Annotated in this window: 1 protein-coding gene; it reads left to right on the plus strand. The window is 46.8% G+C overall.

From position 1 onward, the window contains the following. The coding region (locus H4J59_RS04025; protein ID WP_182237003.1) for a hypothetical protein at positions 1 to 248 on the plus strand (248 nt) is incomplete at both ends.

Below are 248 nucleotides of genomic sequence, written 5' to 3' on the forward strand. Positions count from 1 at the left end.
GACGGCACAGTAACGGTATTAGCTAATGCGCCATTAGCTACAGACACGACGATAACCGCTACTTTAACGGTGGGTTACGGAGACCCTGTTACCGCGAGTTTTGTGGTGACGGCAATAGCACCGCAGCTAAAATCATTCGTTTTATCACCAGCGACTAATAGCATTCCCAAGGGGATGACGCTTGTGCCGACTATTTCTGATGAGAAATTATCTAACGACGCGGATACAGACGTTTTACTTACTGAGTT

This window comes from Colwellia sp. MB02u-10 (genome assembly GCF_014077185.1).
In the GTDB taxonomy this organism is placed as follows: Bacteria; Pseudomonadota; Gammaproteobacteria; order Enterobacterales; family Alteromonadaceae; genus Cognaticolwellia.